This window comes from Chryseobacterium sp. CH25 (assembly GCF_004119455.1).
In the GTDB taxonomy this organism is placed as follows: domain Bacteria; phylum Bacteroidota; class Bacteroidia; order Flavobacteriales; family Weeksellaceae; genus Chryseobacterium.
This window is the reverse complement of record NZ_NRQT01000004.1, coordinates 362,745-384,251: the sequence shown is the minus strand read 5'-3', so window position 1 is coordinate 384,251 and position 21,507 is coordinate 362,745. Positions and strand designations below refer to the sequence as shown.

Annotated in this window: 24 protein-coding genes; 13 read left to right on the top strand and 11 right to left on the bottom strand. The window is 34.2% G+C overall.

Annotation, left to right across the window (positions count from 1 at the left end; translation table 11 throughout):
• Nucleotides 1-284 precede the first annotated feature (284 nt).
• Nucleotides 285-1,670, top strand: a complete 1,386-nt coding sequence (mnmE, locus tag BOQ64_RS12480; protein WP_129055693.1) for a tRNA uridine-5-carboxymethylaminomethyl(34) synthesis GTPase MnmE — start codon at nt 285-287, stop codon at nt 1,668-1,670.
• Between the two features lie 466 nt (nt 1,671-2,136).
• Here the strand turns inward: mnmE and BOQ64_RS12475 are convergent, their stop codons facing one another.
• From BOQ64_RS12475 to BOQ64_RS12455, 6 genes are all read right to left on the bottom strand, one after another.
• On the bottom strand, nt 2,137-2,334 hold the full coding sequence (locus BOQ64_RS12475; RefSeq protein WP_129055691.1) for a hypothetical protein: 198 nt from the start codon (nt 2,332-2,334) through the stop codon (nt 2,137-2,139).
• 67 nt (nt 2,335-2,401) lie between these two features.
• Nucleotides 2,402-2,602 (bottom strand): hypothetical protein, encoded by a 201-nt coding sequence (locus tag BOQ64_RS12470; RefSeq protein WP_129059725.1) that lies wholly within the window; start codon nt 2,600-2,602, stop codon nt 2,402-2,404.
• Nucleotides 2,603-2,668: 66 nt separating this feature from the next.
• Complete coding sequence (locus BOQ64_RS24545; protein ID WP_262708756.1) at nt 2,669-2,797, bottom strand: hypothetical protein; 129 nt, start codon at nt 2,795-2,797, stop codon at nt 2,669-2,671.
• A 105-nt stretch (nt 2,798-2,902) separates the two neighbouring features.
• A complete protein-coding gene (locus BOQ64_RS12465; RefSeq protein ID WP_129055689.1) occupies nt 2,903-3,397 on the bottom strand; it encodes a CinA family protein in 495 nt (164 codons plus the stop codon).
• 56 nt (nt 3,398-3,453) lie between these two features.
• Complete coding sequence (locus tag BOQ64_RS12460; protein ID WP_129055687.1) at nt 3,454-3,723, bottom strand: heme oxygenase; 270 nt, start codon at nt 3,721-3,723, stop codon at nt 3,454-3,456.
• Between the two features lie 511 nt (nt 3,724-4,234).
• Nucleotides 4,235-4,795: a helix-turn-helix domain-containing protein gene (locus BOQ64_RS12455; RefSeq protein WP_228448353.1), complete on the bottom strand. Its 561-nt coding sequence runs from the start codon at nt 4,793-4,795 to the stop codon at nt 4,235-4,237.
• 165 nt (nt 4,796-4,960) lie between these two features.
• On the opposite strand from BOQ64_RS12455, the gene BOQ64_RS24540 reads away from it, so the two are divergent.
• The 6 genes from BOQ64_RS24540 (at nt 4,961) to BOQ64_RS12430 (ending at nt 10,384) form a co-directional block, all read left to right on the top strand.
• Complete coding sequence (locus tag BOQ64_RS24540; RefSeq protein ID WP_262708755.1) at nt 4,961-5,092, top strand: hypothetical protein; 132 nt, start codon at nt 4,961-4,963, stop codon at nt 5,090-5,092.
• Nucleotides 5,093-6,121 carry a pesticidal protein Cry7Aa gene (locus BOQ64_RS12450; protein WP_129055685.1) on the top strand — a complete coding sequence of 343 codons (1,029 nt, stop codon included), beginning with the start codon at nt 5,093-5,095 and terminating at the stop codon, nt 6,119-6,121.
• A gap of 45 nt (nt 6,122-6,166) precedes the next feature.
• Nucleotides 6,167-8,443 (top strand): glycosyltransferase, encoded by a 2,277-nt coding sequence (locus BOQ64_RS12445; RefSeq protein ID WP_129055683.1) that lies wholly within the window; start codon nt 6,167-6,169, stop codon nt 8,441-8,443.
• Between the two features lie 175 nt (nt 8,444-8,618).
• Nucleotides 8,619-8,837, top strand: a complete 219-nt coding sequence (locus tag BOQ64_RS12440; protein WP_047430084.1) for a hypothetical protein — start codon at nt 8,619-8,621, stop codon at nt 8,835-8,837.
• A 446-nt stretch (nt 8,838-9,283) separates the two neighbouring features.
• Nucleotides 9,284-10,072 (top strand): hypothetical protein, encoded by a 789-nt coding sequence (locus tag BOQ64_RS12435; protein WP_129055681.1) that lies wholly within the window; start codon nt 9,284-9,286, stop codon nt 10,070-10,072.
• A gap of 48 nt (nt 10,073-10,120) precedes the next feature.
• Entirely contained in the window at nt 10,121-10,384 is a 264-nt protein-coding gene (locus tag BOQ64_RS12430) for a heme oxygenase (protein WP_129055679.1), read from the top strand.
• Between the two features lie 3 nt (nt 10,385-10,387).
• Here BOQ64_RS12430 and BOQ64_RS12425 read toward each other — a convergent pair whose 3' ends face one another.
• From BOQ64_RS12425 to BOQ64_RS12415, 3 genes are all read right to left on the bottom strand, one after another.
• Nucleotides 10,388-10,918, bottom strand: coding sequence for a MaoC family dehydratase (locus BOQ64_RS12425; protein WP_129055677.1), 531 nt, complete (start codon nt 10,916-10,918; stop codon nt 10,388-10,390).
• A gap of 227 nt (nt 10,919-11,145) precedes the next feature.
• Nucleotides 11,146-11,340, bottom strand: a complete 195-nt coding sequence (locus BOQ64_RS12420) for a cold-shock protein (protein WP_065394328.1) — start codon at nt 11,338-11,340, stop codon at nt 11,146-11,148.
• Nucleotides 11,341-11,602: 262 nt separating this feature from the next.
• Entirely contained in the window at nt 11,603-12,487 is an 885-nt protein-coding gene (locus BOQ64_RS12415; RefSeq protein WP_228448352.1) for a DEAD/DEAH box helicase, read from the bottom strand.
• Between the two features lie 425 nt (nt 12,488-12,912).
• Between BOQ64_RS12415 and BOQ64_RS12410 the strand changes: the two genes are divergently transcribed.
• The 3 genes from BOQ64_RS12410 to BOQ64_RS12400 all read left to right on the top strand — a co-directional run bounded on the left by BOQ64_RS12410 (nt 12,913) and on the right by BOQ64_RS12400 (nt 16,490).
• Nucleotides 12,913-13,773 carry a beta-1,6-N-acetylglucosaminyltransferase gene (locus tag BOQ64_RS12410; protein WP_410494846.1) on the top strand — a complete coding sequence of 287 codons (861 nt, stop codon included), beginning with the start codon at nt 12,913-12,915 and terminating at the stop codon, nt 13,771-13,773.
• Nucleotides 13,774-14,282: 509 nt separating this feature from the next.
• Nucleotides 14,283-15,176 carry a helix-turn-helix domain-containing protein gene (locus BOQ64_RS12405; RefSeq protein WP_129055673.1) on the top strand — a complete coding sequence of 298 codons (894 nt, stop codon included), beginning with the start codon at nt 14,283-14,285 and terminating at the stop codon, nt 15,174-15,176.
• Between the two features lie 120 nt (nt 15,177-15,296).
• Nucleotides 15,297-16,490 carry a TCR/Tet family MFS transporter gene (locus tag BOQ64_RS12400; RefSeq protein WP_129055671.1) on the top strand — a complete coding sequence of 398 codons (1,194 nt, stop codon included), beginning with the start codon at nt 15,297-15,299 and terminating at the stop codon, nt 16,488-16,490.
• A gap of 257 nt (nt 16,491-16,747) precedes the next feature.
• Here the strand turns inward: BOQ64_RS12400 and BOQ64_RS12395 are convergent, their stop codons facing one another.
• Nucleotides 16,748-17,284: a GNAT family N-acetyltransferase gene (locus tag BOQ64_RS12395; RefSeq protein WP_185147076.1), complete on the bottom strand. Its 537-nt coding sequence runs from the start codon at nt 17,282-17,284 to the stop codon at nt 16,748-16,750.
• Between the two features lie 23 nt (nt 17,285-17,307).
• Nucleotides 17,308-18,363 carry a ribosome small subunit-dependent GTPase A gene (gene rsgA, locus BOQ64_RS12390; RefSeq protein WP_129055669.1) on the bottom strand — a complete coding sequence of 352 codons (1,056 nt, stop codon included), beginning with the start codon at nt 18,361-18,363 and terminating at the stop codon, nt 17,308-17,310.
• A gap of 661 nt (nt 18,364-19,024) precedes the next feature.
• Between rsgA and BOQ64_RS12385 the strand changes: the two genes are divergently transcribed.
• From BOQ64_RS12385 to BOQ64_RS12375, 3 genes are all read left to right on the top strand, one after another.
• Nucleotides 19,025-19,978 carry an alpha/beta fold hydrolase gene (locus BOQ64_RS12385; RefSeq protein WP_228448351.1) on the top strand — a complete coding sequence of 318 codons (954 nt, stop codon included), beginning with the start codon at nt 19,025-19,027 and terminating at the stop codon, nt 19,976-19,978.
• Nucleotides 19,971-20,552, top strand: coding sequence for a YdeI/OmpD-associated family protein (locus tag BOQ64_RS12380; RefSeq protein WP_129055667.1), 582 nt, complete (start codon nt 19,971-19,973; stop codon nt 20,550-20,552). The genes BOQ64_RS12385 and BOQ64_RS12380 overlap by 8 nt, the downstream gene beginning before the upstream one ends.
• Nucleotides 20,553-20,648: 96 nt before the next feature.
• The gene (locus tag BOQ64_RS12375) at nt 20,649-21,473 is read left to right on the top strand and encodes a helix-turn-helix domain-containing protein (RefSeq protein ID WP_129055665.1); all 825 of its coding nucleotides are present in this window, start codon (nt 20,649-20,651) and stop codon (nt 21,471-21,473) included.
• Nucleotides 21,474-21,507: the final 34 nt, after the last annotated feature.

Here is a 21,507-nt window from a genome sequence, read left to right as displayed (position 1 = left end):
AGATCATCGAATCGTGATAAAACTCCCTATTTTACGTATAATTTATGTTTTTTTTGGAAATAAGTCACAGAAAACCGATATAATAAAATTTATCTATCAAAAATGCCCATATCAAAGGAATAAGCTGTTTTTTCCATACAATAACCCAAAAGATATTGACAAAACTTAAGTTCTTATTTATATAAAAGAAAAAGAGAATCTAAAGAATTTCCTCTGATAAGAAGTATAGACAATACATATAGCCTCTTCTTCAAAATTTGCATTAAAAAACGTAAATTTGCACCATGAATAACGATACTATTTGTGCACTGGCTACTGCCAATGGAATAGGTGCTTTAGGCATTATCAGAGTTTCCGGAAATGATGTTTTACCCATAGTTCAGAAAAGTTTCCCGGCAAAAAAACTGGAGAAACAGAAATCTCACACCATCCATTATGGTTATTTTATGGATGGAGAGGAAGCTATTGACGAAATTATGCTTTCCATTTTCCTGGCACCGAAAAGTTTCACTACGGAGAATTCTGTAGAAATCGCTTTTCACGGCTCACCTCATATCGGAAAACGTATTCTTGAAACCCTTATTAAAAATGGGGCAAGAATGGCTAAAGCGGGAGAATTTACCCTTCGTGCTTTTATTAATGGAAGAATTGATCTTTCACAAGCAGAAGCTATTGCAGATGTGATTGCCTCTGAAAATGAAGCTTCAAGAAAAGTTGCCATTAACCAGTTGAAAGGTGGAATTACCAATGAAATATCGTTATTAAGAACTGATCTTCTGAATTTTGTCTCCCTTATAGAGCTAGAGCTGGATTTCGCAGAAGAAGATGTAGAGTTTGCAGACAGAACCGCTTTAAATGGATTGTTGGATAAGATTGATGTGAAATTAGTGTCCCTTATTGAAAGTTTCCAATATGGTAATGCTATTAAAAACGGTACTGCTGTTGCCATCATCGGGAAACCTAATGCGGGTAAATCTACTCTACTTAATGCTTTACTGAAAGAGGAAAGAGCTATTGTAAGTAATATTGCCGGAACCACAAGAGATACTATTGAAGAGGTTCTTCATATTAAAGGTCATGCTTTCCGTTTGATTGATACTGCCGGTTTGCGTGAAACAGTAGACGAAATTGAAGCGATTGGGGTAAAAAAGGCTAAGGAAAAGGTAGAAAATGCTAATATTTTAGTCTATCTGGCTGATGCTGCTACTGAAGATTTTTCAGAAGATATTGAAATGATCAAGTCTTTATTAAGAGAAGATCTGAAATTAATTATCTGTGCTACAAAAATAGACGAGGTTAGCCCTGCAAAATATGAAACAGTAGAAGATATTTTCAGAAATGCCATTTCGCATGAATTTGACTTCATCAAAATCTCTGCAGTTGAAAATCAAAACATGCAGGATCTTAAAAATGAGTTATCTTCTTACGTTGAACAATTAAAATCTGAAGAAAACAATGTGGTGATTACCAATCAACGTCACTTTGAAGCTTTACAAAAATCTTTGGATGCCGTAAACAAGGTAAAAGAAGCTATATCTTTCCAAATTTCTACAGAACTTCTGGCTTATGAGCTGAGAAATGCTCTGGAACATCTTGGTGAGATTTCTGGGGAGGTTACTAATGATGAAGTATTGGGGAATATTTTTTCTAAGTTTTGTATCGGGAAATAGAATTTTCAAACAACTGATTATCAGTTAATTATATAACTTAGTACCAATTCTGTAATATACTGATTTAATGCAACTTATGTAATTTTGCAATTTCTAACGCTCAAATTTTTGCCCCTTTTATTGCCCCTTTAGCATAAAATCACAAAATTTGAGCATAGGAAAAATAGAATTGTGATAGAATTTCATTGTCTAACTTACACCAAATGGTATTAAGTAATTCTTAAAGACAACTATCGGATTCTATATACCCTTCTTTTGGAGAAATTATTGTTTTTAATAAACTCCATGGCCTTTCTAGTACCGGTATAATCACCTGTTTTGTGACTGAACAGGAAAAAAAAGTGTGGTAAATGAAAAAAAATGAACCATTATATACCATTTTTGATCATTTTTTATGTATTTGTAATGCCTGCAGCTTCAAAAGACCACAAACAGTAATGATGTAAAATAAATTTCTGCTATATTTTCACGCTAAATTCTGGATGATCAGGTTACGAACTTCCCAGTATCTTTTTGTATATAATTCCGGATTCATTCTGGTTTCCATTAGGGATAACATTCTTGTGAATTGAGGTTCGAGATAGTAACTTTTGTTCAAATTCAGCTTTCCACCGGAATAATAAATGGTAACTGTTGGTGTTTTATATTTCCCAAGTCTTACCATATCAATCTTTGTGATATCAGTCCAGGAAATAAAATAACTTTTAAAACCACCTACAAAATGGATTCCACTATTCGAAACAGTAAGTTTTTGACGGGTGTATAGAAACAGATATAAAGAAAATCAGAGGGGCTAAAAAAGGCAGCCATCCCCCATTTTTTATTATGAGAACGTTAATTCCTAATGCAAATACTAAAAGGCTTACTATCCGATAGGTTATTTTCTGCCATTGTGGTGCTGCAAACACTTCTTCTGTGATTAGTTCTCCCATACTGCAAATATTTGTTTTCTTCAAACGTCTACTATAAACTACAAACCAAAATAGTTTGTAATAAAACTACCTTAGTCCATATTCAATTTCGTCATCATCCGTCTCTTTTACTTTTACAAAATTAAGCCGGTCGAGAAGTCTAATAGCAGGGGCATTTTGTTGTCTTGTTGCAGCCCAGATTCGATATAATTTCATTTGATTTAAAGTTAACGATATAATTAGATATACCTGCTAAATTGTAAGAGCGATTTTGTAGATGGATCTGAAAGATATTTTGCAGGGTATGAATAGTGGTATCTCTTAAATCAATATCTGATTAAGAACACTTTTATAACATCCTAAAATAAATTCGGTATAATACAACTGTGCGTCTAATGCCTGAGTCTTATCATGAAGTTCTATCCGTTTGGAAAGCACGATCTCTCCTTTGTAGCTAAATGAACAGAATGAATACACTTTAAATCCTGAATTTCTTACAGATGCTGCATATCCCGTGGAAGCAATTCCCCAATCTGTTCCAAATGATTCAGCAACCTTTACAGCCATTGTATCAGCCATTTTTTGGGTTTCAAAACCATTTTCCTGAGCTTGAATTCTATTGATATCTAAAAAGCCAACTTTTTCAGGTAATGTAAACGTTGTTATTCCTCCTTTATAAAACAGTTTTGCATTAGGCATCTGTGAAAAAGCCAGCTGTATTAATCCCGAGGTTACACTCTCTGCTATAGAAACTGTTTCATTCATTGTAATGAGTGAAGTACTGATATAATCAAGTAAACTTTGTTGAAATTTCATTGCTTCTGCTATTTAATATTGATCTAAAAAACTTTTTACGCTGCTGAAATCAATGTTCAGATAACGTCATAATCATTCATGGTTGTTACAAAATAATGCTCAATCATTTCCTTGGCATTGCTGCACATTGACAAAAGATCTTCCCTGGTCATATCCTCAAAAATAAAATCATCGTGAATATCAATAATGAACTCGGTCACTTTTTTGGTGTTCATCAGGTCATAGGCCATTAAATCGTTTAAATTATCTAATCTACATTCTTCCTTAAAAAAAGGAGGCTTCCAGGAAATGGAATGCTTAAACTTAAAAAGATGTATTGTTTTCATGACTTCCGGTGTTGAATTAATAATAAAAACAGTCTGTTTTGCAGGTAAAAAAATGGCTTACACTTTTATATCCGGACAGACTCCTTTTTGAAGACACAGTTGATGAAATTCATTATATATCATCCTATCAACATGTATAAAAAGGACAGAAACCATAGGTTCCTATCCTTAATTAATTAAAACCTTCTGAAAACAGATCTACTATTTTATTGGGGTTTTAATATGCTCATTGTTAAAATTGAGAATCCCTAAGCCTATTAATTTTATCATGGTGTCTATTGGCTTTTTCCAGTCTTTTTACTGCGATGATGTTTTCAAATACCGGAGAACAGCATGTCGAATGATAAAAATTTTCAACTGTTCACTATATCTTCCTATGTAAAATTGTACTATCTATAGTCATATAAGCTTTATGGGTTTGATGAATTCCTGATTACTAATACAAAGATGGCCGTTTCATTCTGTACTAAGCTATATATATCCGGAATAAACTTACATATATCACACATTTTTATAAGTCTTCCAGATTTCCAAGACGTCTTTGTTTCAACTGCTTATAAAATGAGGGGGAAAGTCCCGTGATTTTTTTAAACTGATTAGAGAGATGGGCCACACTGCTGTAATTGAGTTTATAAGAGATTTCTGTAAGATTGAGTTCATCATACAACAGCAGTTCTTTTACCTTTTCTACTTTATTAATAATAATGAAATGCTGAAGTGTCATTCCTTTCACCTCAGAAAAGGTATTTGCCAGATAAGTATAATCATATCCTAATTTTTCACTTACATAATCTGAGAAGTTTTCTTTTGGAAGTTCATCTGAATAATGAATCATTTCTATCACTACATTCTTTATTTTCTCTATCAGGATACTCTTTTTATCATCCAATACTTCAAGTCCTGTTGTAAGTAAATTTTCTTTAAGGAGTTGTCTTTGTTCTGAGCTGATATCCTCCAATAATTCCACTGTCCCTAAATCAACGACAGCATTTTTAATGCCCAATCTGTCCAGTTCCTGATGGACAACCATTTTGCAGCGTAAGCTTACCATATATTTTATATACAACTTCATCTCCCTTACCGTTTACATCTGTCAATTATTTCATTAACAGCCATTTATCCAAAGTTAGTCTATTAAATTGGAAATATCTATGATTTATACAACAAATTAAAAGACAATTGCAAAGCTTTCCTTTTTTAATGATTGATATTTACAGTTCACAAAAAATATTTCATAATGTCAAAAGAAAAAGACGGAAAAAAGAAGACAGATAAAACTCCACCCGCAAAATCCGCAAAAGAGAAACGGGAAGATAAGATGAATAAACGAAGAGACAGGGAAAACGAATCCCGAAATACCGGCAACTAAATGGTATCTCTGAAAAAAAACGGAATTATACTCAGAAAAACAACATTAGACTTTGAGAGTGAGGGTGTTTTAAATCCTGCAGTCATTCAGAATAACGGAAAAATACATTTATTATACAGAGCTGTTGCCAAGAATAATTTTTCCAGTATCGGATACTGTACACTATCAGATTATAAAACGATAGAAACCCGCTTGAGCAATCCGGTTATTATCCCCGAGTTTGAATACGAAAAACACGGTGTTGAAGATCCAAGAATCGTAAAAATCGATCACTTATTTTACCTTACTTATACGAGTTATGATGGGATTAATGCATTGGGAACCCTTGCCGTATCTGAGGATCTTACATCATGGCAAAAGCTGGGGATTATTGTTCCAAAAATTCCATACAAAAAATTTAGAATTTTATCAGAATCTCAAGGTCAAATAGGAGAAAAGTACAGACGCTTCAACAAACTCCCTGCTGCTCATAAAAAGGATAAACAGATTTTCCTATGGGATAAGAATGTAATATTTTTCCCAAGAAGAATTAACGGTAAGCTTTATCTTCTTCATCGCATAAGACCAGATATCCAAATTGTAGGAATAGAAAAGATTGAAGATCTTAATCCTGATTTCTGGAAAGATTATTTCCTTCACTTTAAAGAACATATTGTATTATCACCCAAATATGAGCATGAAGTAAGCTATATTGGTGGCGGGTGTCCCCCTATAGAAACCGAACATGGATGGCTTTTAATCTATCATGGTGTGCATGATACCATTGAAGGATATGTTTACAGCGCATGTGCTGCTTTATTGGATCTTGATACTCCTGAAAAAGAAATTTCAAGGCTTCCTTATCCTCTTTTCAAGCCTGATGAAGAATGGGAACAGAAGGGAGAAGTGAACAATGTCTGCTTCCCTACCGGAGCCATCGTAGAAGGGGACACACTCCATATTTATTACGGAGCGGCAGATAAGAGAATAGCCGTTGCTTCTTTAAGCATCCCTGAATTACTGAAGGAATTACTACAGTACACAGCATAACTGACTATTCACTACAGAATGTAAGCCTTTAAAACAGATATCATCATGAATAAAAATATAAACTCAGACGTGGAAGGAAACACAAAAACACGATCTGGTCAAAATAGAAAAAACACAATTAACTATAAGCCTGAAATTATCTTTATAAGTAGTTTTCCTCCTAAGGTGTGCGGTATTGCAACGTATTGTCAGGATTTGATAAAATCCCTTCAGCTAAAGTTCAAAGAATCATTTAGCACTATCATCTGTCCAATGGAAACTGAAGATGAAAGCTATTGCTACGAAGAAAATCCTCAATATAAACTCAACACATATGATGCTATTTCTTATTTGGAACTGGCTGATAAAATCAACAAGAATGATAATATTCAATTGGTTATGCTTCAGCATGAGTTTGGATTTTTCACTGAAGCTAAAAATGGATTGCTGCTTTTTCTTCAAAATGTAGAGAAAGATATCATCATTACTTTTCACACCGTTCTGCCCAAACCGGATTGGGAATTAAAAGAAAAGGTAAAAGAAATCAGCAGTTTCGTAAAATCTATTATTGTAATGACCAGTATTTCTGCGGATATCCTTTCGTATGATTATGATATTCCATCTGAAAAAATTAAAGTAATTCCCCATGGAACTCATTTACTGCCATTTATCGATAAGATTTCACTGAAAGCGAAATACGGATTTAAAGATAAAAAAGTTCTTTCGACATTTGGGTTACTGGGTTCGGGGAAAAATATTGAAACCACTTTAGAAGCTCTGCCTGAAATCATTTCCCAAAACCTAGATGTGATGTTTCTTATTATTGGCAAAACACATCCCAGCATCATTAAATATGAAGGTGAGAAGTATCGTGATTTTCTGCACGATACTGTTACGAGACTCCATCTGGAAAAACATACTTGCTTTATCAATCAATATCTTCCTTTGGATGAGCTGTTGGATTATCTTCAGCTTACCAATATCTATCTTTTCACTTCAAAAGACAGAAATCAGGCAGTGAGTGGAACCTTTTCCTATGCTATCAGCGGTGGTTGTCCTATTGTTTCCACGCCTATTCCCCATGCTCTGGAGGTATTAAATGAAGACCTGGGAATTATTATTGATTTTGAAGCTCCAAAACAACTTGCTGCTGCCGTGAATACATTACTGAAAAATGAAACTGCACAGGAAAAATTACGATCAAATAGTCTGGAAAAAATGGCTCCCACAGCCTGGGAAAATTCTTCTATTTCGCACGCCCTATTATTTCAACAATACAGCAAAGACAAAATGACATTACATTATACATTCCCCAACATTAATCTCAGCCATATCAAAAATATGACAACGGATTTTGGGATGATCCAGTTTTCTAAAATCAACAAACCTGATATCAATTCCGGGTATACTTTGGATGATAACGCCCGTGCTATGATTGTAGCCTGTAGACATTATGAAATAAGCAAGGATGAATCTGATCTTGATCTAATATCAACTTATCTGAAAGTTATTAAATTCTGCCAGCAGCCTGATGGGAGTTTCCTCAATTATATCAATCAAGACAGGGAATTTGCGCAGCAGAATTATGAGACCAATCTTGAAGATTCTAATGGAAGGGCTATCTGGGCACTGGGCTATCTTCTTTCTATAAAAGCTATTTTACCGCAGCAGTTTTCTGATGAAGCGGAATTAATTATTGAAAAAAGTATTTCATCTATTGAGAAGATCCACTCTACCCGGGCAATGGCTTTTATCATCAAGGGATTGCATTATCAAAATGCTGAAAACAATATTCCATTATTGAAAAAGCTGGCCAATCGACTGGTAAAAATGTATCAGCATGAAAAACATAGAGACTGGCATTGGTTTGAAAGCTACCTGACCTATGGCAACAGCGTACTCCCTGAAGCTTTATTATGTGCATGGATTACGACACACGACGATATGTACAAACAGATTGCCGAAGAATCATTTAAGTTTCTGCTTTCTCAAATATTTATTAAGGGCGGCATTAAAGTAATATCCAATAAAGGGTGGCTGCACAAAGAAACGGCTAAAAAATCTGAATCAATTGGTGGAGAACAGCCTATTGATGTTGCTTACACCATACTGACCTTATCTACATTCTACAAGGCTTTTAAGGACGAAAAATATTTACAGATGATGAGGAATGCTTTTAGCTGGTTTTTAGGAAAAAATCATTTACATCAGATTATTTATAACCCTGCAACAGGTGGATGTTATGATGGTCTTGAAGAGAAAAATGTTAATCTCAATCAGGGTGCAGAATCCACAGTAAGTTATCTCATGGCAAGGCTCTGTTTCCAAAATAGCATCCCTTAAGTAACGGCAATCTTATTGAATTTACAATGTACTAATTGATGAAAAAAAGATAGACCTGATCTGATATTTGTAAAAGTGTGATATGTACAACATAAATAAAACAATCTGTAATACAATAGATTAATAAACGCCCAACTTTGTATTGTAGCAATGAAGTTACACTAAAATCTCCCTTATGGACACAAACCACAACAAAGGCAATCAATCTTTCAAAATTCCAGGAGACTGGGATGTACAATCAAAACAATTGAAAGAAAAATTTTCAACATTAACGGACCACGACCTGAAGCTTGAAGAAGGTAAAGAAAAGGAAATGCTGGAAAGAATCGGAAACAGATTAAGAAAAAACCGTGAAGAAGTTCTCAATATTATCAAAGAAATTAACCTTTCATAAATTGTTTTCAACGACAGCTAAACTGATGATAAAAATATATTTATCAAAGACTTAACTGGAAAAGGGATGGAATATTAGACAGTTCTGTCCCTTTTATTTACAATGCCTTCTGCTCTTTTTTTGATTAAACCAACGGATGAGCAAGAAGAATTCCCGAAATAATCTCCCTTTTATGCTTTTGAAAAAGTTAACAATAATAAAAAGCGGCTATGAATAATCTAACCACTATATCTATTTTAACAAAAAAGATATTTAAAAAACAGTTGAAATTCAAAAAGAATTTCCTGAACTGTATGAACTTCTAGACGAAACACCTGTATTTTTTTCTGCAAAAGAGAAAAATATCACAATTAAAGATTTAAGACAGTATCTTATTACCCTTATCATACAGCAAAAGTCCTTTGAAAAAGGGATTATCATGAAAAAAGATTTACAATAGAACTATCATGAAAAAACTAACCAAACATCCCAAGAAGAGATTAGGATTCCGAAATAAAAAAAATATTACAGTAAGAGCCTCTTACTCACAGCTTTTTGCTCTATTCTATATCAGGAATGCCAATATCACCTTAGAAAGAGACGCTAAAGAAATTCTTAGAATGTTAAAAGAATTACAGCAACTTATTAACAGATCAAGGCTGGTATTCAGTACGTACTGTAGCTTAAGTCAGCATAATTTGTGGCAGTCTGTTTTAGAAGACCTGAGCGAGAACATAAAGAATATTAGAATCCAGTTTGAATATATACTAGGAAATATTATTAAAAAAAATAAAATCAATTCACTCATATTCTGGCAGCAAAACAAACTCTACACAGATGAAATGGAAGTAACCCATAAAAAACTCATTCTATTGACTACTCAGATTTTACCGGAAAAAGAAAGATCATCATGGAAGACCAACATTTACAATTTTTATGAAGAAATTTTTTCTTTACTGATCCCACTTATCGGCATGTGCAGGTTAGAATTGGACTTTATAGCAAAACACTCACCAAAAATCTTTAGCCAATCTGCAATGGATGATATTCCGAAAAACTACACCTTACAGGAAGCAAAGGAATACGAACATGAGTACTTAAAAGTATTAACAAACCACAGTCATGAATTCTGCAGAAAAAATAATTTCTGGAACAGTTTATTATATATCCTTTCCGGTGGTATGTACTCATTACCATCAGAGCGTAAATTATCTAAAAAAAGGATCAACAGAAAAATAAAAGATAAGTTTTCTTAATAAAACCCCAACATAAATTTTTCATCCTATTAAATAAATATTCTTACAATGAAAACAATACATCTCTTCCAGTTTAACAATTCTATATTCCGTAAAATTCCTTTCTTCACAGAAGAACACAGGCTTAAAACCGATGTAACAGAAATTGATTTAATGAATATTGAAATAGTAACTGAATATATTGTAAAAACCCATGATGACTTTATTTTCGACAACACATCAGTAAATGATCTTTTATCAATGTGCAAGAAAGCTCAAAAAACAATTGAACATTACTTTGTTTTGGGAGTGAACGGTTATGATGTTATTTGACATTTAGTAATCAAACCTCATGCAGATAAGGAAATAAATGGAATTAATCCAATGTATCATCATTCCTATTATTTTTTCAAAAAAATGATAGAGAAAGATAACGTTTCCCGTGTAAGCAGGCTTAATTTGATTTCTTATTAGAAGTTTTGCTTCTACCGCTACTTTTATAGTCCCTCTCAGATCGGTAACTGATTTAACAGTTGCCTGGAGCCTTACATCACTACCTACCAATACAGCTTGACCAAATTTCAAATTCTCAATCCCATAATTGATTTCCATTTTAACATTTCTTACCTCAGCAATTTGCTTCCATAGATAAGGGATTAGCGCTAATAGCAAATAGCCATGAGCAATAGTGGATTTAAAAGGACCTTCATTTTTTGCCCTTTCCTCATTAATATGGATCCACTGATCATCTAAAGTCGCTTCTGCAAACCTATTAATTTGCTGCTGGTCTATTGTGTACCAGTCAGAAAAACCAACCATTTGCCCTTCCAAAGCTTTATATTCAATAAAATTGTTAATAATAATCATGATTGAATGTCTTAGTATGTAAGCTGATGAGAATTATTTCTTGAAAAACCTCTCACGTACTGTGAGAGGCAAATGAACATTATGAAAATAAAAAGTAATTAAACTTACACTAATGTTCTTTCAAACAATATACTCAAACTCCAAAGGTTACTGGACTTTGAATTGTAAAAAAATATAATACTGAAATTGAAAATAATATCTATTTCAAACAGATGATTAGAGATTAATTACGCCAATTTTACATTCACCGCATTTAACCCTTTATCACTCTTTTGTACATCAAAAACGACTTTATCATTTTCACGAATTGCGCTTGTGCTTAATCCTGATGAATGTACAAATATATCCTTACTCCCATCTATAGGAGAAATAAATCCGAAGCCTTTCGCTTCATTGAAAAATTTTACTGTGCCTTGTTGCATTGTAATTATTATTAAAAAAAATTATTTATTATTTTTCTGTAAACGATACAGATTTTATTTATAAAATGATCTGACCTTTCATCTGCATCACAAAATGCAATAGCAATACCTTTCATTGCTGCCCTTCCGATCCGGTGGACATAAAAATTTCCGGAATATTAGGAAACTCTTAGTTTACTGCATGAGGAAGATCATGAAGTTCATCCTGTCTTGCCATGTAAGATTTGTATCCATCAATTGCTATTATAAAAATTCCTACCCCTTACAATTCCTGTACAAACTTATTGGCAGCATGTTTAGTACGGCTAAAAATTAGTGAACGCCTTATATTTTCATTTTGTAATAAATCAATTAGTAAACCTGTCTCATCTCTATTTTCCGCAAAATAAACGGGTTCTTTCATAGTTTGTAACGTTGAAGATAAAGAAGTGATAGTAATCTCTATAGGGTTATTCAGAATTGATTCTGCAAATTTCTTCACACTTTTAGGCAATGTAGTAGAAAAAAACAATGTCTGTCTTTTCTGAGGAATCAGTTTTAAAATTTTTTTGACATCATTGACAAAACCCATATTCAATATTCTGTCTGTTTCATCCAAAACAAGTATTTCTATTTTAGAAAGATCAATATGTCTTTTATTATCCAAATACAGCAATCTGTCAGGGGTAGCCACCAGAATATCTACTCTTTTTCTAAGGGCGGCAAGCTGACCACCTGCTAAAACTCCTCCATAAATAGAAAGCTGTGATAAGGGTAAATATTTGCTGTAAACATCAAAATTCTCTTCAATCTGCATCGCCCCCTCATGAGTCGGGGTAAGTATCAATGTTCTTATTTCTTTATGTTCAGGAGTATATTTTTTTAACAGCTGCAGGATAGGCATTACAAAAGCTGCCGTTTTACCAGTCCCTGTCTGAGCACATCCTATAATATCTTTCCCGGCAAGAATATGTGGTATAGCCGAATACTGTATTTCAGTTGGTTTGGAATAGCCTAATTCTGTAACAGCACGGATAATTGGATTAATTAAATTTAAACTTTTAAAACTCATCATAATTTTCGGATTTCCCGATATTTTGTAGGCAAATTCACTTTCCAGAATTTGAATTGGTGTATGGTAGGATAAGTAAATAACTTCTTTCCTCATTACTTTCACTTGCTCAACTTAATCTAAATCAAATAATTATTATTGATAAGCCAGCAATAACGTATCATTCTAATATGAAAAAATTCATATATCATTTCATATTAGAAACCCGATCGATAATTGGGCGGCTGAAAAAGCAAAGACTGAAAGAAAAAATTGTGAGTTTAAACTATTACAGAATAGCAAAGGCAGAAACCTGTTTTATAAATGTTTTGCAAACCTACGATAAAAAAAACAAACAAAACTACATTTAATTAACTGATTATCAAAAATTTATTTATACCTTCCGCACGTTAATCGAATTGTTTGCAGATGCGGATGATTTTAAGCTTCCCAAAATGCAAACTGCTTTTCCCAAAACCCAACCTCAAACCCAGACCCTGAAATCACATGCAACATCGCATGTAAAAATTGCCTATTTTATTATGATTCATCATAAGCCTCATGTATTCAAGGCAATGTTTCAGAAAATTTATACAAAAGATCAGTTCTATCTTATTCATATTGATAGAAAGGCCCAAGACTCTTTTACAGAAGAAATACAGCTCTATATAACACAATTTCCTAATGTTTTTATTCTAGAAAGTCTGAATATTGTTTCAGGTGGCTTCAGTATGATCCAGGCAGAGCTTAATGCAATGGAGTTTCTCTTAAATGCAAGCCGGGAATGGGATTATTTCATCAATCTCAGTGGTGAAGATTATCCCCTGAAATCCCAACCCATCATACGTAATTTTCTTACCGTAAATAACGGCCGGAATTATCTATTCTACTATGATCAGAAATTTTACAGGCCAGATACCCTGAAAAGAATACAGAATCATTTCACTGAATTAGCTTATATGATTTCCTCATTCATCTATAAAAGAGAATTTATGAAGGGAGTAACACCCTATATTGGTGGGAAATGGTTTATGTTTACAAGGGAAACCTGTGCTTTCTTAACAAGCAATAAAAAAGTAATGGACTTTGAAGATTACTACCTACACACTTTTTTACCCGCCGAATCTTTTTTTCAGACTGTTCTTATGAACACATCATTTAATGACATTATTGTGAATGATGATAAAAGAGCAATATTTGAAAAATCAATTTTTCATAATAAACAGGACATATTGAAGTATATAGAGTCTCTGAAATCTACCAATCAGCTCTTTATCAGAAAAATAAATCATAAAACGGACGAAAATATCCGGAACTATATTGAAAACACCTTTCTTCTTCCCTTAACCGAGGTTGATGAAGTGGAAAGAGAATTAAAAAGAGACGACCAGCAAAATAATTAAACTTCTGGGTGAAAGAAAGAACATCATGGAAGAAACTAAACCTAGCACTGTAAGGGGGATAATAGCTGCTGCTCAGAAAATAGAACATTAATAGTAAGGTGTTGCAATAAATTCTACAAATATTGGTAGCTTTAATATAGGAAAGTAATTTCAATTTCTTTTATCATCTTTCAATAATTTTGAATTCAAAATATAAAACAGCCTTTTTAAGGCTGTTTTTTTTATTTATTGAAGTCTCTTGTTTGAAATTTCTGAACTTTGGGGCTTTATTACTACCTCAAAGTCAGGAGACTTTGCGGAGAGGAGAGCCCCCTCTTACTTTTGATTATATTTAATAGTTCGTCCAACAGACTTATTATCATCTAAAAATAAAAAGCTTAAAAAAATTACTTGGTCAGATTTTACAAGAATTGCATCTTCAATATAGAAAATGAATTTCATCTTGTAAATAAAATACAAAATGAGAGGATAGAACCTATTTTTCAGAAAATATTTTTCAATATTTGTACATGGCTTTATTTATAACCCTGGATAATGTTTATCAACTCTATAATATTGATCCCTCCAAAAAGACAGATGGAATCGTTATCTTCCATCAATCAGCCAACTTCAGTAATGGGTATACTGAGCATAGCCGTTTATTTGATGGATTATTACTTGGCTTCATGATTAAAGGGTCCATGAAAATGCAGATCCATTTCCTGGATTATGAAATAAATGCAGGTGATATAGCGGTTTTACCACCACAGCTATTAATTGATACAAAATACCTGAGTGACGACGCAGAAATAGTAACCATTGGAATCTCTTTAGATTTCATGTCAGCATTTCCAATGCTACGTGAATTTGTAATGAATAATCAGATCCGATGGCAACCTGTAATCAGGCTTCAAGAGGATGAAATAAGGTTAAAAACTGAATTAATCACTCTGTTAAAAAATTTTTACCATAAAAAACCAAGCCCCAATAAAGCTGAAATTCTTCGGCATCTTATCATGGTAATCATCAATATGATTTCCGAAGTATATACTGAGATACCCAATTCCAAGGGGTCATCAAAAAGTAGAACACACGAAATTATAGATGACTTTTACCAATTGATTTTAAAATATACCAAGGAACAGAGAAGTGTTAATTTTTATGCAGAGAAACTTCATTTAACCCCTCAATATCTTTCCACATTTCTGAAAGAAAAAACGGGTAGATCTGTATCACAATGGATTGATCATATTCTGATATTGGAAGCCAAGACACTTCTTAAATCAACCAATTTGTCCATCAAGGAAATCAGCAATGAATTAAACTTTGGGGAGACAAGTGTCTTCTGCAGATATTTTAAAAGAATAACCGGGATATCTCCAAAATCATATAGGGATCAAACCACAATAACCAGGCTTCCATAGGTAATTCACCAATCACGTTACAAATTGTACGTAAAACCCATTAACACGTCAATGTCTGATTTTTTGGCTCTGTCTACTTTTATGCCATGAAAAAACAGATAAAAAGCAGCAGTTGGTTTTATATTTATCACTTTACTTATTGATATTACAGGTTGGGGAATTATACTTCCTGTTGTCCCTAAACTTATTGGAGAGCTTATTCATAGTGATATTACTGAAGCGGCAACCTATGGTGGCTGGTTGGGTTTTGCTTATGCTTTCACCCAGTTCATATTTTCACCAATAGTCGGTAATCTTAGTGACCAATACGGAAGACGTCCTATCCTATTAATTTCTCTACTGGGATTTGCATTAGACTACCTTTTACTTGCAGTAGCTCCTTCTATTGGGTGGTTATTTGCCGGACGAATCATTGCGGGGCTCACCGGAGCCAGTATCTCAACGGCAAGTGCTTATATTGCCGATGTGTCTACCGATGAAACCAGAACTAAGAATTTTGGATTAATTGGTGCTGCATTTGGTTTGGGATTCATCATAGGACCAGTACTTGGAGGACTGCTAGGGCACTATGGTGCCAGAATTCCTTTTTATGTTGCATCGGTTCTGTGTTTACTGAACTTTCTCTATGGTTATTTCATTCTTCCTGAGAGCTTGGATAAAAACAAAAGGCGGCCATTTGAATGGAGACGTGCAAATCCCATTGGATCTCTTAAGTTTTTAGCAAAGCATCCGAAAATTTCAAATTTAGTGATTGCTTTAATTTTAGTATATATTGGCCTCCAGGCTGTACAAAGTAACTGGCATTTCTTTACGATGTATCAATTTAATTGGTCAGAAAGAGCTGTAGGTTTGTCGTTAGGAGTGCTAGGACTTTTGCTTGGCTTGGTTCAAGGTGTTTTAATAAGATGGACAGCACCTAAATTAGGTGAGCAAAAAAGCATCTATACCGGCTTAATTTTTTACGCACTAGGATTATTACTATTTTCTTTTGCAAGCGAAGGTTGGATGATGCTGATGTTTCTTATCCCTTATTCATTGGGAGGCATCTGTGGCCCCTCACTTCAGTCGATGATCAGTAAAAATATTTCTTCCAACCAACAGGGTGAGCTTCAGGGAGCATTAACGAGTCTGGTAAGTGCCACTTCAATTATTGGACCGCCTATTATGACTCATCTTTTTTACTATTTTACGCATGATAAGGCTCCGTTTCAGTTTTCAGGGGCTCCGTTTCTTCTGGCTTCGGTTTTGATGATTATAAGTGCTATTATCATATATTATACAAGCAGAAAAAACAAATCTTCAAATACAATATAAAAACACTTATTTTTTGCCACGAATTTATACTAGCCTATGATGAATAATCTTTTTTAACGCCAGGGTCACAAGAGATTTTTAAAACTTGAAAAAAACTTTGCGAGCCATTGCGTTAATATATCACACATTAACAATGTATTGACAAACAATATTTCCTCAAACTTAGGTTCTTTAATTTTTAAGCCATATTTGGAAAAACAAACGGCTTACCATCAAGATAAACCGTTTATTGACAAGAACTTAATCTTTGTCAGATATTATTCAATTCCAAATTCTTTAGGGTATCGAACAACTCCGTTTACGTTTTGCAATGCATTTTCAGTAAGTTCTATGACCATACAATTGGCTTCAGGCACCTCAAAAGGTAATCTGATTCCAAATTCTTTGGTTAACTTATATCCAAATTTAGGATAATAGTTTTCGTGTCCCAGCAATACTACAGAACCGAAGCCTAATTCTTTTGCTTTCTGGTGAGCTTCTTTTATAAGCTTCCCGCCAATACCTTTGCCCTGAAATTCAGGTGATACTGCAACCGGAGCTAATGCCAATGAGGTATAATTCTTTTGATTCTCATCTTCAATAATGATCTTTGTAAGCAATATATAACCTACAATCTGATGATCTGCCTCGGCAACCATTGACAATTCTGGAATGAAGGCATCAGAATTTCTCAAACGTTCTACTAAAAAATGTTCTTCATGATCGCTGTGTTCCTCGCTTTCAAAAGCTGTGCGAATAAGTTCTGATACTTTTTTGAAGTCTTCCTGTACTTCTTTTCTTATATTGATTTCCATAATGTAAAATGTATTAAAATTAACTATAAACTTGATTTGCGTTTCTTTACTTCTTCTAAAATTTTTGAAAAAGACTTCCCTTTTTTTCGTTTTTCATGGTCTGAAGTATAAAAATGCCATGCTTCTTTCTGAAGTTTTAAATAATGATCATAAACTGTTTGTGCTAGTGAACCTTTACGCACAGCCTCCAAAACAGCACAATCCGGTTCATTGATATGATGGCAGTCTGTAAAACGGCACTGCCCGGCATAATGCGAAATATCCAGCATTTCAGTAAGCGCCTCCGGATCATCAATGGCTAAACCAAATTCCCGGACTCCAGGGGTATCTATAATAATCCCTGATCCCTCCATCTGTATCATTTCGCGACGGGTTGAAGTATGTTTTCCTTTACCTGTAGATGTACTTATTTCCCCGGTAAGCAATATTTCCTTCCCTATCAGTACATTCACAAGAGAGCTCTTTCCTACTCCTGAAGAGCCTACGAAAACAACAGTTTCTCCTTCTGTGATTACCTCCTTTAATTTTAAAACTGTTTCGGGCTGATGAATACTTGTAAAATAGACCGGCATCTGATGTACTTTATCCCGGATTTCCTCTTCAATCTTCTGTCTGTCATTATTCAGATCTGCTTTATTGAGAATTAAAATAGGTTTGATATCTTCCTGTACTATCTGAACCATGAAGCGTTCTATTCTGCAGAGATTGAAATGATCATCAATACTTTGTACAATAAAGGCCTTGTCTACATGGGAAGTGATAGCCTGTTTCTCCGAAGCGGTTCCACTTTTCCTGCGATAAAGCACCTTTTGACGGGGTAACAAATCAAGGATAATTCCCCTGTTATCATCCAATGACTGAATAATCACCCAGTCTCCTACGGATGGAAGATCAAATCCTGATTTACCAAACATCAGATTTCCTGTAAGCTCACATTGGAAAATTCCATCTTCGGAAACTACTTCATAACAGGTACGATGTACAATAGTTATTCGTGCATGAGACAGGTCTTTATATATTGAATTTTGTTTTAGCTGATGAAGTTCATCATTCCAACCATACGTATTCAGATCTACCATAGTGTTGACTTTTTTAAAAATGAAAACTCTATGACAGTGCCAAAATATTTGCTGGTTCCATGAGGATGAAAATAATGTATTGTTTTATGTTTTTTATGCATTTGATTACTGGTATATCGCATACGAAATAAGCACAGCAATGCCTAATATTATCGCATGCAGTTTTAAACTTAAATATATTTATAGAGAAATACTCCCGAAAGTCATTCGAGAGAAAAACGATTAAACAACCTGTACAGAAACAGATTGTTTACAATACCAGACACTTATTAAATGAAACTTTAAACATAAAAATAACTTTTAGTTTAGTGCTGCAAAGGTATGAATTATTATTGAAATGATATCTTGAGTACAATAACCGGAGTACAAATGTGAATTTTATAAGAAAAAAATTAACATTTTAGATACACCTCAACTACTGCCACTTACCCATATCTTATCAAATGGGTTGTACTATGCATTATATCTTTTACTAAGCAAAACGATTCCGCTCTCATCACTCACACATAGTATTTTCCTGCTATCCTTAAAACTTTAGCCACAACATGAGTTTACAGAAATATTTTGATCATTATCACTAAAGTACTTTTGACTACTGACACTATGCTGTCATCAACCAGGCTTACATTTGCCTCATAACTATTTATTAAACAATAAAAATATGTCCATTACAGCATCTAATCAGATCGATTTTCCAAAGCCCACCATGATTTCAGTTAATAATGTGGTATTAGAAGTATTTGAAGCAGGGAAACAGAATTCAGGGAACCCGATTGTTCTCTGTCACGGATTTCCGGAACATGCATTTTCCTGGCGTTATCAGATACCAGCTCTTGTTGCAGCAGGTTATCATGTCATTGTCCCCAATCAACGCGGCTATGGTAACTCATCCTGCCCAACCGAAGTCAGTGATTACGATATAAAGCACCTGACTGGTGACCTTATTGCGCTACTCAATTATTACGGATACAAGGATGCCACTTTTGTCGGTCATGACTGGGGTGCAAATGTTGTCTGGAATCTGGCACTATTATATCCTGAACGGGTCAATAAGATCATCAACCTGGCTCTGCCCTATCAGGAGCGTGGAGAACAACCATGGCTTGAATTTATGGAAACCTTATTTGGAGAAGACTTCTATTTTGTTCATTTCAACAAGAAAGCGGGAGTTGCAGATGCTATCATGAATGAAAGCACCCCTCAATTTCTACGTAACCTATTTCGCAAAGATGTACCTCTCGCTCCACCTGCTCCAGGAATGCTGATGATCAATCTTGCAAGAGCAGAAAAACCTTTTGGGAAGCCTCTCATGGAAGACAATGAACTATCTGTATTCGTTTCTGCTTTTGAATTATCCGGGTTTACCGGAGCTATAAACTGGTACAGAAACCTTGATAGAAACTGGCATCTGATGGCGGATATAAAACCAATTATTCATCAACCTACTCTGATGATTTATGGAGAACAGGATACGATTCCAAAGTCTGAAAACCTTAAAAATACCGTTCCTAATCTGGACATTGTCAGTTTAGATTGCGGTCATTGGATTCAGCAGGAAAAACCGGAAGAAACAAACCTTTCAATTTTAAACTGGTTAGCACAACAGAATGCATAATAAGGAAATTGAAACATGTTGCCCGCAAAGCCAAGCAGATTGGAGACAATGGTTGGAAAAAAACCATCAGTCCAGACAATCTGTTTGGCTTGTCTATCATACAAAAAAGTCGAATATTCCTTCATTAAGCTGGAGTGAAGCCGTAGACGAAGCGCTTTGCTTCGGTTGGATTGATAGTACAACGAAAAAGATTAACGACATCTCGTTTATGCAGTTTTTTACCAAACGTAAACCTAAAAGTAACTGGTCAAAAATCAATAAAGAAAAAGTACAGCAGCTTATTGACAGCAAAAGAATGACAAAACAGGGCTACGAAAGTATTGAGATTGCAAAACAGAACGGATATTGGACCATCTTGGATGAAATAGAAGAAGTCATAATTCCGGACGACTTAGAAATTGCATTCAAAAAGCATAATGGCTCGAAAGATTATTTTCTAAGTTTGAGCAAATCAACAAGAAAAATAATATTAAGCTGGATTATCCTCGTCAGAAAACAGGAAACCAGGCAAAAGCGCATAGAGGAAGTTGTAGAAAGTGCAGCACTGAATCTTAAACCAAAACATTTACGATAGAAAAGATCCAAACGGATAACTAGTGATTTCAAACTCACATACCCAAAACCTTTACAATAAAATCCATTTGTTTTTTCCTAAATTGTACTCTATAAAATGAGACCGAACAAATTCACATATGATAGCTACAGAATTCCTGTTCCCAAGGAGTTTGAAGCCGTGTTCTCTCATTTCTATTTTGCTGAAAATAATTCTGAAACACCAATAACCAAAACCTTGCTTCCCTCTTTCCAAACGATCATGGTTTTTAACTTCGGAGCGCAGGCTTTCTTGATTTCCAAACAAAAAATGAAAATCAAAGTGGACAAATGTATTGTTCTGGGGCCTATTAAATCCTCATTTGAATACTGTCTTCCCCCAAATTCCAGCATATTGGTTGCTAATTTCAGGAACGATGCATTTTACCGTTTCTTTGGTAAAGCAGGTTTATCAGATCATTTTCCTGTTCATCCTGATGAAGCTATGGAAGAAAACTGTTTTACCCAGTTGAGGCTGCAGCTCAATAATGTTGATACAGCAGAAGAAAAAGTAAATCATATTCTCAATTTCTGTAGACCCTACCTCAGCCAGCAAGATACCACTACTAACCTTTTGGTGAGCTTCAAATCTGACACTTTGAATCCCATCAAATCTATTGCTGAAAAGGTTAAACAAAGTGAAAGAAACATTCAACTGATCCATAAAAAACACTTTGGCTTCAGCGCAAAAGAAATCAGCAGATATCATCGTTTTTTAAAAGCTATTGAATGGATTCAACAGATAGATTTTACTAAAGAAAAAATAAACTGGTTTGACATTATCAATCATTGTGGGTATTATGATCAAAGCCAACTTATTCATGATTTTAAGCATTTCATCAATCTTTCTCCTAAGAACTATATAAAATTCCAGCAGGATATCTGCCAGGCTGACAGCGAATAATCAATTTCGTTTTCTTACAATTTTTCCAGTGTCC